The 10556-nt window shown below is 66.8% G+C and carries 9 protein-coding genes; 5 read left to right on the forward strand and 4 right to left on the reverse strand.

The genetic code is table 11. The features are described 5' to 3' along the window. A partial coding sequence (locus HKL97_RS01055) for an amidase (protein ID WP_291421988.1) occupies window positions 1-911 on the forward strand: 911 nt, incomplete at its 5' end. On the opposite strand, the gene HKL97_RS01060 is transcribed toward HKL97_RS01055, so the two are convergent. Continuing rightward, window positions 912-1247 (reverse strand): DUF952 domain-containing protein, encoded by a 336-nt coding sequence (locus HKL97_RS01060; RefSeq protein ID WP_291421990.1) that lies wholly within the window; start codon window positions 1245-1247, stop codon window positions 912-914. 138 nt (window positions 1248-1385) lie between these two features. On the opposite strand from HKL97_RS01060, the gene HKL97_RS01065 reads away from it, so the two are divergent. Both HKL97_RS01065 and HKL97_RS01070 read left to right on the forward strand, forming a co-directional pair. Continuing rightward, the gene (locus HKL97_RS01065) at window positions 1386-2708 is read left to right on the forward strand and encodes an aminotransferase class III-fold pyridoxal phosphate-dependent enzyme (protein WP_291421992.1); all 1323 of its coding nucleotides are present in this window, start codon (window positions 1386-1388) and stop codon (window positions 2706-2708) included. Between the two features lie 14 nt (window positions 2709-2722). Beyond that, on the forward strand, window positions 2723-4156 hold the full coding sequence (locus tag HKL97_RS01070) for an NAD-dependent succinate-semialdehyde dehydrogenase (RefSeq protein ID WP_291421994.1): 1434 nt from the start codon (window positions 2723-2725) through the stop codon (window positions 4154-4156). Between the two features lie 128 nt (window positions 4157-4284). Here the strand turns inward: HKL97_RS01070 and HKL97_RS01075 are convergent, their stop codons facing one another. Next, a complete protein-coding gene (locus HKL97_RS01075; protein WP_291421996.1) occupies window positions 4285-4611 on the reverse strand; it encodes an FYDLN acid domain-containing protein in 327 nt (108 codons plus the stop codon). Between the two features lie 98 nt (window positions 4612-4709). Between HKL97_RS01075 and aroA the strand changes: the two genes are divergently transcribed. Then, on the forward strand, window positions 4710-6044 hold the full coding sequence (aroA, locus tag HKL97_RS01080) for a 3-phosphoshikimate 1-carboxyvinyltransferase (protein ID WP_291421998.1): 1335 nt from the start codon (window positions 4710-4712) through the stop codon (window positions 6042-6044). Next, a complete protein-coding gene (gene cmk / locus HKL97_RS01085) occupies window positions 6041-6688 on the forward strand; it encodes a (d)CMP kinase (protein WP_291422000.1) in 648 nt (215 codons plus the stop codon). Before aroA ends, cmk begins: the two co-directional genes overlap by 4 nt. 97 nt (window positions 6689-6785) lie before the next feature. On the opposite strand, the gene HKL97_RS01090 is transcribed toward cmk, so the two are convergent. Beyond that, entirely contained in the window at window positions 6786-9581 is a 2796-nt protein-coding gene (locus HKL97_RS01090; RefSeq protein WP_291422002.1) for an AsmA family protein, read from the reverse strand. Further along, window positions 9578-10556: hydantoinase B/oxoprolinase family protein (locus tag HKL97_RS01095; protein WP_291422004.1), on the reverse strand; the 979-nt coding region annotated here is incomplete at its 5' end. The genes HKL97_RS01090 and HKL97_RS01095, both read right to left, overlap by 4 nt.

Consider the following 10556-nt stretch of genomic DNA (forward strand, 5'->3'; position numbering starts at 1 on the left):
CCCCCGGCGGCTCCTCCTCCGGCGCGGCCGCCGCCGCCGCCGCATTTTTCGGCCCCCTGCATGTGGGGACTGACGCCGGCGGCTCCATCCGCATCCCCGCCGCCTGGTCCGGCGTGGTTGGCCTCAAGCCCAGCTTCGGCCGCGTGCCGCAGTGGCCGCTGGGCGCCTTCGGCCATGTCGCCGTCGCCGGGCCCATTGCCCGCACGGTGCGCGATGCCGCCCTCATGCTCTCCGCCACTGCCGGTTTCGCCCCGCAGGACCCTTTCTCCCTGCCCGAACCACGGCGTGACTTTCTGGCCGGTATCGAGGACGGCGTGGCCGGCCTGCGCATCGGCATCCTCACCAGCCCCGGCTTCGCCGCCCCGGCTGATGATGACGCGATGGACGCCCTGCAATCCGCCCGCCAAATCCTCGAATCCCTCGGCGCCAAGGTGGTGGACGCCACCATCCCCCTGCCGGACGCCTCCGCCAGCTTCGCCAAAATCTGGGGCGCCGCCCTGGCCCGCCAGGTTGCCGCCATTGCGCCGGCGCAACGCGCATTGCTTGACCACGGCCTCACCAGCCTCGCCCAGCAATTCGCCCGGACCACGGCAGTTGACATGCTGGAGGCCGAAGCCCTGCGCGTGCAGGCCGCCCATGCCATGGCCATCGCTGATTATGACGCGCTGATCTGCCCCTGCGTCCCGCAGGCCGCCCCGCTCGCCGGCGTTCCGGTGGAGGACCCCGTCCACGCTCTGCTGCACCATTGGGCGCCGTGGACCGTGCTCTTCAACCTCACCCGCCAGCCCGCCATCTCGCTGCCCATGGGGGTCAACGCCGCGGGCCTGCCGGTCGCCGTGCAAATCGCCGCCCCCCTGTACCGCGACGATGTGGTCCTCAAAATCGCCCGCGCGGTGGAAAAAACGGTGTAGTCAGGGCAGTTCCACGCTGCCATCCGCCGCGCGCGCCAGCGGCGCATGCGCCGTCACCGCGGCCATGCGCAGCCGGCCGTAGAGATGCGGAAATTTCTGCCCCCCGCGCGAGATCTCCCAGCGCACGGCCTCGCCCAGCGCCGCCAAATCCACCGTCACCACCACCAGGCCGTTCTGCCCGGAAAAATGCCGGTCCACTGTCCCGGTCAGCTGTGCGGCGGTGGAGAGGTGAATATACCCATCCGCCAGATCCACCGGCGCCCCCTCGAAACGCCCCGCCTCCAGCGCGGCAAATTCCGTGCCGGTCAACACCTTGTATGCAGTCTCGTCATTCATGCCTGGCCTCGCGTATTTGCCCATCGTTTCACCCTACTCCGGCCTTGCCATGCACCCAAATCATGGTGCGCGCTAAAAATTTTTCTGGTATTGGGTGTTTAAAATAGTTAACTAGAGAAAAATCAGAGGAGCCGTACCATGCCAGATACCCATGCCGCGAGTAACGTCCCGCTTGTTCACCAATGGATGCCTTTCACCGCCAACCGGCAGTTTCTTGAACAACCACGGCTGATCACGCGCGCCGAAGGCGTTTATTATTATAACACACGCGGTGACAAAATCTTTGACGGCTCATCAGGCCTCTATTGCATTCCCCTGGGCCACGGCCGCCGCGAAATCCGCGAAGCCGTCACCCGGCAGATGCAGGAGCTGGATTACGCCCCGCCGTTTCAATACGGCGTCCCGGCGGCCTTCCGCCTCGCCGCCGAGATGGCGGACATGCTTCCCCCCGGCCTCAACCGCGTCCTCTTCTCCGGCTCCGGCTCGGAAGCGGTGGAAACCGCGCTGAAAATCGCCATCCAATACCATCGCGTCCGCGGCGAGGGGCAGCGCCAGCGCATCGTAGGCCGTGAGCGCGGCTACCATGGCGTCAACTTCGGCGGCTGGTCGGTCGGCGGCATGGTCAACAACCGCAAGAGCTTCGGCCTCGGCCTGCCCGGCGCCCTGCACATGCGCCACACCAAAATCCCCGAGAACCAGTACGAGATGGGCGAGGGCACCCATGGCGCCAACCTCGCGGACGATCTGCAGCGCTTTGTTGATCTCCACGGCGCGGATACCATCGCCGCCTGCATCGTCGAGCCCATCGCCGGTTCCACCGGCATCCTGGTCCCGCCCAAGGGCTATCTGCAACGCCTGCGCGATATCTGCACCAAGCACGGCATCCTGCTGATCTTTGATGAAGTCATCACTGGTTTTGGCCGCACCGGACAGAATTTCGCGGCGCAGACCTTTGGCGTCACGCCCGATATCATGACCATGGCCAAGGCGCTCACCAACGGCTCCATCCCGATGGCCGCGACCGCCGTGCGCGAGGAAATCCAGCAGACCATTCTCGATGCCGCGCCTGAGAACAACGTCGAACTCTACCACGGCTACACCTACTCCGGGCATCCCGCCGCCTGCGCGGCTGCCCTGGCCACGTTGAAAATCTACCGCGAGGAAAACACCTTCGCCCGCGTGCGCGATCTCGCCCCGGCGTTTCTGGAACAGATCGGCGCGTTCAAGGATCTGCCCTATGTCACCGATACGCGCGGCTACGGCCTGCTCAGCGCGGTGGAGCTGGAGCCGAAAGGCAAGCCCGGCGAGCGTGGCTTCAATATTCTCTGCAAGGCGTTCGAGGCCGGTCTGGTGCTGCGCGCGGCGGGCGATTCCATCGTCCTCGCCCCGCCATTTGCCGCCACGGCGGACGAGCTTTCGCAGATGATCGATATCATGCGAAAAGTCATCAAAGAGAGTTAGAGGAAGTATAGATAATGTATCAGGACGTATTGCTGCATATCGCGGGCAAGTGGCGCGCGGCCCATGGTGGCCGCACGATCGGCGTGGTCAACCCCGCGACGGAAGAGGTCATCGGCACGCTGGCGCATGCCGGGATTGCCGACCTTGACGAAGCACTGGAATCCGCCGCCGCCGGTTTCGCCGTATGGCGGAAAATTTCGGCCTATGAGCGCGGCAAGATCATGCGCAAAGCGGCTGATCTGGTGCGTGAGCGCAGCGAGTCCATCGCCCGCCTCATGACCACCGAGCAGGGCAAGCCGCTGGCCGAGGCGCGGATGGAAATTCTCGGCTCGGCGGATGTGATCGACTGGTTCGCCGAGGAAGGCCGGCGCGCCTATGGCCGTGTCATCCCCGCGCGCGCGGCGGGCATTTATCAGCTCTCGTTGCGTGAGCCTGTCGGCGTTGTCGCGGGGTTCACGCCGTGGAACTTCCCGATGAGCCAGGCGGTGCGCAAAGTCTCCGCCGCCCTGGCGGCGGGCTGCGCGTTCATCCTGAAAGGGCCTGAGGAAACCCCCGCGAGCTGCGCCGAGCTGGTGCGCGCCTTTGTTGATGCGGGAACCCCCGCCGGCGTGGTTCAGCTTGTCTTTGGCGTTCCGGCGGAAATCTCGGAATATCTCATTCCGCACCCGGTGGTGAGAAAGATCTCCTTCACCGGCTCAACCGCGGTGGGCAAGCACCTGGCCGCCCTGGCCGGTGCGCATATGAAGCGCGCGACAATGGAGTTGGGCGGCCACGCCCCGGCGATTATTTTCAACGACGCTGATCTGGACGCCGCGGCCACCATTCTGGCCGCCAACAAGTTCCGCAACGCCGGGCAGGTTTGCGTGGCGCCCACGCGCTTCATCGTGCAGAACGAGGTTTACCAGCCGTTCCTGCAGAAATTCGTCGCCAAATGCGAGGCCATCAAGCTTGGCAACGGTCTGGAAGATGGCACCACCATGGGCCCGCTCGCCAATGACCGCCGTGTAGCGGCGATGGAATCGCTGCTCGCAGATGCCGTGGGCAAGGGCGCCAAAATCGCCACCGGCGGCAAGCGTGCAGGCAACAAGGGTTATTTCTTCGAGCCGACGGTGGTGACGGATATCGCCCCGGATGCCCGCGTGCTCAACGAGGAGCCGTTCGGCCCGCTGGCGCTGTTCATGCCCTTCGCCACGTTTGACGACGCGATCGCCGAAGCCAACCGGCTGCCCTACGGCCTCGCGGCCTATGCCTATAGCCGCTCCGCCACCACGGTGACAGCGCTGGGTGCCGGCATTGAAGCCGGTATGATCGGTCTCAACCATCACGGCCTTGCCCTCACGGAAACCCCGTTCGGGGGCATGAAGGACAGCGGCTACGGCTCGGAGGGCGGCGCCGAAGGGCTGGAGCCTTATCTGGTGACGAAGTTTGTAACCCAGGCCAGCGTTTAACGTATCGGGGCCGGAGTGCGTCTAACCAGGCGCCCCGGCCCCAACGAGCCTGAGCAGAACCGAATAAAAAAACCTCCGGAGGCGCAATGGGCGCCGGCCGGAGGTTTTTGTATCTTCAGCTAAACGGTTTAGCGTTCGGCGTCGTCGGATTCCGGCTGCACGTCGATATCGGCGTCGAGCACGTCGGCATCATCGTCCAGATCGTCATCTTCCAGGATATCCTCGTCATCGCCGTCATCGACGACCTCGACATCCACATCATCCGGGTCAACCGCCGCCGGTTTGACGACTTTCTTCACTTCCTCGGGCAGCGGCGCGGCGCGCTTGAGGCGCGGCTGCTCGGCAGGCTGCTCGGTCGCGCATTTCGGGCAGATCGCCGGCTCCTTGCCGAGATCGAAAAACCGAGCCCCGCAGGACACGCAGGTGTGTTTTGATCCTAGTTCCGGTTTCGCCATGCCCAACCTCTGCTCTGAACGCGATTTCAACAAGGGCGGCGCGATGCCATGCCCAGCCAGCTATGTCAAACCGCTAAGCTTATGCTAAGCGGCGCGGCATGGAGACTCAACCCGCACGGCCACTGGCCGCCAACCGCCCCAAAAACCCGCTTACCGGGGAAATCGCCGTTCCCGGCGACAAATCGATCAGCCACCGGGCCTTGATGTTCGGCGCCCTAGCGGTCGGCCAGACGCGCATAACAGGGCTGCTGGAGGGGGAGGATGTTTTGCGCACCGCCGCCGCGATGAGCGCCCTGGGCGCCGAGATTACCCGCGATGGCGGCGACTGGCTGGTATCGGGCCGGGGAATCGGCGGGCTGACGCCGCCGGAGGATGTGCTGGACATGGGCAATTCCGGCACCGCGGCGCGGCTGCTGGCGGGAATTCTGGCAACGCATGATTTTTCCTCGGTGATGACCGGCGATGCGAGCATGCGCAAGCGGCCGATGGGGCGGGTGATAGAGCCGCTCAAGGCTTCCGGGGCGGTGTTCATCGCCCGGGAGGGGAACAGGCTGCCGTTGACCATCCAGGGCGCGCGGGATGCCCTGCCGATTACCTACCGGTTGCCGGTGGCCTCGGCGCAGGTGAAATCGGCGATTTTGCTGGCGGGGCTGAATGCCCGGGGCATCACCGAGGTGGAGGAACCGGAGCCGACGCGTGACCATTCGGAGAACATGCTCACTCATTTTGGCGCGCGGGTGCAGGTGACGCAGGCCGGGCGGGGGCGCTTGATCCGCCTGACAGGCCAGCCGGAGCTGCGCGCGGCCGATGTGGCGGTGCCGGGTGATCCCTCCTCGGCGGCGTTTCCGTTGGTGGCGGGGCTGCTGGTGCCGGGCTCGAAGCTGGTGATCAGCGGTGTCGGGTTGAACCCGCTGCGCACCGGGTTGTTTGATACCTTGCGCGAGATGGGCGCGGCGCTGGAGATCCGCAATTTCCGGATTCAGGGTGGCGAGAGCGTTGGCGATATTCATGTTGAGCATACCGCGCTGGTGGCGGTTGATGTGCCTGCTGAGCGGGCGCCGAGCATGATCGATGAATATCCGGTGCTGGCGGTGGCTTGCGCCTGCGCGCGCGGGGTGTCGCGGTTGCGGGGGTTGTCGGAGTTGCGGGTGAAGGAGAGCGACCGGCTGGCCTCAACCGCCGCCATGCTGCGGGCGGGGGGTGTGCGGGTCGAGATCGAGGGGGATGACCTGATCGTGCATGGCAGCGCGCAGCCCGCGGGCGGCGGGCTGGTGGAGACGCATATGGACCACCGGCTGGCGATGAGCGCGCTGGTGTTCGGCCAGGCCACCCGCGAGCCGATGCGCATTGACGATGCGCGTTTCATCGATACCTCGTTTCCGGGGTTTGTGGCGCTGATGCGCCGGCTGGGCGCGGATATTTCGGCGCCATGATCATCGCCATCGACGGTCCGGCGGCGGCGGGCAAGGGCACGCTGGCGCGCCGGATCGCGGCGGCGCTGGGGTTGCCGTATCTCGATACCGGGCTGCTCTACCGCGCGGTGGGGCGGCTGGTGCTGGAGGCGGGGGGAGATCCGGCTGATCCGGTGGCGGCAACGGCGGCGGCGCGGACGCTGCGGGCGGAGGATTTCGCCAGGGGCGATCTGCGCGACGCGGCGGCGAGCAAGGCGGCGAGCCAGGTGGCGTCGATCCCTGAGGTGCGGGCGGCGCTGCTGGCGTTTCAGCGGCGGTTCGGCAATGAAAACGGCGCGGTGCTGGATGGGCGCGATATCGGGACGATTATTTTCCCCGCGGCGGACATAAAACTATTCGTGACGGCGAGTCTGGCGGCGCGGGCGGGACGGCGGCATGCCGAACTGCGGGCCAAGGGCGATGAGATGACGCTGGAGGCGGTGCGCGAGGATCTGGCGGCGCGTGATGAGGCGGATGCCAGGCGGGCCGCGGCGCCGCTGGTGGCCGCGGCGGATGCGATTTTGTTTGATACCACCGAGATGGATGCGGATGCGGCGTTTAGCCGCGCGCTGGCGTTGATAAAGGCGCGCGCGGGGTCGCGGGCGCTGCACGGGGAGCATTTGTGAGGATTTTTATATAATACATTGTTCTTGCGGTTTAATTTTTTTCTTGCACCCCAATTTGTGCGAGTTTGTATCGAAAAAACAATAAAATGCCGGCCGGTTATTGCGGCGGTGCGGGGAGCGGCGGTGCAGGAAGCGGCGGCGCGGGGGGCGCCCAGTCCAGCGCGGGTTTGAGCCGCGGATATTGTTTCGGCTTTGTCCAACTGCCGAGCAACATGGTGTTGATGGTAAGCGGCGGGGTGACGCTGGGGCTTAGGGCCAGGCGCAGGGCGAGGGTATTGTCAAAAACATCGATACTGCCGGTGGCGCTGGCGTTGCCCGCCGGGCCGGTGAGGCTGGCGTTGCTCAAAGTGCAGTTGCCATGGCTGAATGTGCCAGTGAACGCCAGGGCGGTGAAGCTGGTGGCGCCGCTGGTGAGGGCGGTGTGCAGGGCTTTGGCGCGGTTTGGCGTGTGCAGGGCCTGGGCCAGCCCGGCGAGGGTGAAGCCGTTAAGCTGGCCGTTGCCGGCATCCAGGCTGAGGCTGCCGCCCAGCGTGGCGGCCCAGGTTTTGGGGGTGTAGCCGCTGGCGGTGAGGGCGGCTGAGGCGTCAAAAATTCCGGCGAGCGTGTAGGGGAAGGCCAGCGGCAGGTTGAGCTGCGTGGAGTCGATGTGGCTGGCGGTGAGCTGCGCGGTCAGCGCCGGGGGTTGGTTGCCGGTGGTGCTTGCCGTGAGGCTGCCAGCCAGCGTGCCGCCCGCGAGGCTGGCCTGGGAGAGCGCCAGGGTGAGGCGGCTGCCGGGGGCGAACGTGAGGCTGGCGGCGGTGGCGCCGAGGATGGGCTTGCCGCCGTAGAGCACGCGATCCGCCGTGATGCCGATTTTGCCCTGGGCGGCGGCGAGCGCGGACCAGGGCGGCGTGTAACTGGCCGGGATGGGCGGCAGGGCAAGGGTGCCGGCGGCGATCTGGCCGGAGATGATGCCCTTGTTGCTCATGAGCTGGCCGTCTGCCGTGAGGTCGCCGAAGGAGAGGATGAAATTTGGCAGGCCGAAGCTGGTTGGAGCGGCCATGAAATCAGCCCGCAGCGAGATGGAGCCGGCGCCGGGATAGGTGAGCCCCTGCGAGAGGCCGAAGATGTTGAGCACGGCGATGGCGCTTGGGTGCTGCAGGGAGATGGCGCCCGAGGCGCTGGGCTGGATGAGGTTGATGACCGGGGTGGCGGTGAGGGTGAAGGCGCCAAGGGTGGCGACGGCGCTAGCGGCGAGCGCATTGGCCGGGCCGCGGGCGGCCAGGGTGAGGTTGAGGCGCGGTTGCACAAGGGCGGCGGGCAGGTGCGGCCAGGAGGCGGGCGCCAGCGCGGCCAGCGGGGCGGCGGAGGGCAGCGAGAGGAAGCCGCGCGCGGCGGTGATGTTGCCCTGGGCATCCAGCGTGACGCTGCCGGCGGCGAGACCGCCCAGCATGTTGGCGGAGATGCGGCGGATGTTGAGCTGGTGGTTCAACGCGCCGTCCAGCAACAGATGCGTGAGAGGAAGCGGGCCGAGCGTGGCGTGCGCGGCGGTGATCTGGCCGTCGGCGGTGAAATTGCCGGGACGCCGGCCGCGCCAGGATAGCAGGGGGGTGAGGTCCAGACGGTCAAAATTGAGGGCGCCGGTGGCGTGGTGGCCGGTGATGATGAGGCCGCCGGAGAGATGGCTGGGGCCCAGGCTGCCGGTGAGGTTGTTCAGGTAAATCTGGCTGGTGGTGCCTGAAAGGCCGGAGGAGAGCGCGGCGGAGGTCCAGGCCGGGGGTGGGGCGAGGCCGTAGGCGGCGAGCAGGCTGGGCAGATCCGGGCTGTTGAGGCTGGCATGGCCGGTGATCGCCCCGGCGGCGGAGATTTGCAGGCTGGCGGCCAGGGTGGTGGCGCCGGGCAATGTGGCCTTCAGGGACTGCACGTTCAGGCCGTTGGGGGCGAGGTTGAGGCTGGTGGTGAGCGCGGGAAGGTTCTGGCCGTTGTAGGTGATGTTGCTGGCGGTGAGCGCGAGCGTTGCGGGCAGGCCGGGCCAGGCCGGGAGCAGATGTTGCAGGAGCAGATGTTGCAGCGGCGTGAGGTCAAGATTGCGGGCGTCCAGCGTGGCGGTGAGGGCGGGCTGGGAGAAATCCAGCGCGGCGCTGCCGGTGAGGCTGGCTTTGGCAATGTTGAGGTGGAGGGCATCAGCGGTGGCCGCGGTGGCGGTGACGGTGAGATTGGCGCTGCCGGAGGTGCCGGGGGCGGCGAGGCTGAGCTGGCCGGTTAAGGTGCCGTCGCCGCCGAGGGTGCCGGAGAGGTTGAGGCTGAGCGGGCCGCTGCCGGCGGTGAGCGAGAGCGGCGCGGTGCCGGTGAGGGCGGTGGCGCCCAGCGCGGCTGTGAGGTTGAGCTTGTTGCCTTGCAGATTGCCGGTACCCGAGATGGTGACGGCGCCGTTGGCGCCGGTGAAGAGATCGGCATCGACATTGGCGAAATGCACGCTGCCGAGGCTGATGGCGCCGTGGTGGATCTGGGCGTGCAGGGCGGCGAGCCAGCCGGGGGGGGCGATGGATTTGGGGCCGCCGGGCAAAGGCCAGGGGAAGGCGATTGTGGGGCTCTCCAGGGTGAGGGTTTGCGCGCTGAGCTGGCCGTGCAGCAGGGCGGGCAGAGAGATATCCAGCGTGAGGGCGCGGGCGGTGATGACCTCGTTGTCTGGCCCGGTGATGGTGATCTGCCCGGCGTTGAGCTCAGGCGAGGGCAGCAGGCTGAGGGTGAGTTTGCCCGCGATGTGGACCTGCCGGCCAGTGAGGCTGGAGGCCAGTTGCTCGATGCGGGCGCGGTGCGCGCTGGAGGCGACGAAGCCGGGCAGCGCCAGCACGGCGGCGGCGGCGGCGGCGAGGAGGCCGAGGGGGATGAGCCAGAGGAGTTTTTTGTTCACGGCAGGTTATAGCCGCCGCCGCCAGGGGTTTTGATGACAAAGGCGTCCCCCGCGTTGAGCTGCGCCTGGGCGCAGCCGGGCAGGTGTTCCAGGGTGCCATCGGCGCGTTCGATATATTGCTCACCGCGCGCGCCGGGGGCGGCGCCGTGCAGGCCGAAGGGGGCGATGGTGCGCCGGGAGGCGACGATGGTGGCGGTCATGGGTTCCAGGAAGCGGATTTTGCGTACGGCGCCGTTGCCGCCCGTGAAGGTGCCGGCACCACCTGAGCCCTGGCGGATGGAAAACTCTTCGACACGGACGCGATAGCGCAGCTCCAGGATTTCGGGGTCGGTGATGCGGGTGTTGGTCATATGCGTATGGACGGCAGAGGTGCCATGAAATGAGGGGCCGGCGCCAGAGCCGCCGCAGATTGTTTCGTAATACTGCAGTTTGGCGCCGCCGAACAGGAAGTTGTTCATGGTGCCCTGGGCGCTGGCGCAGGCGTCCATCGCGCCGAGCAGGGCGGCGGTGAGGGCCTGGGAGACCTCGGTATTGCCGGCCACCACAGCGCGGCCGGGTGGCGGGGAGAGAAAGCTGTTTTCGGGGATGATGATGGTGAGCGGCTTGAGGCAGCCCTCGTTGAGGGGGATGTCAGCTCCGGTGAGGCAGCGGAAGGCGTAGAGCACGCAGGCGGTGGTAACGGCGGGCGGGGCGTTGAAATTGCCGGGATCGGCCGGGCCGGTGCCGGTGAAATCAATCGTGGCGCTGGAGGTTGTGCGCTCGATGGTGATTTTGAGCTTGAGGGGGGCGCCGCTGTCCATCGTGTAGGTGAATTCGGTGTCGCGCAGCCGTGCGATGACCTGGCGGATCGCGGCTTCGGCGTTGTTCATGACGTGGCCCATGTAGGCGTGCACCACGTCCCAGCCGTAGCGGGCGATGATGGTTGTTAGCGCATTGGCGGCGGTGGCGTTGGCGGCGATCTGGGCTTTGATGTCG

It is taken from the genome of Acidocella sp. (assembly GCF_013044125.1).
Lineage (GTDB): Bacteria > Pseudomonadota > Alphaproteobacteria > Acetobacterales > Acetobacteraceae > Acidocella.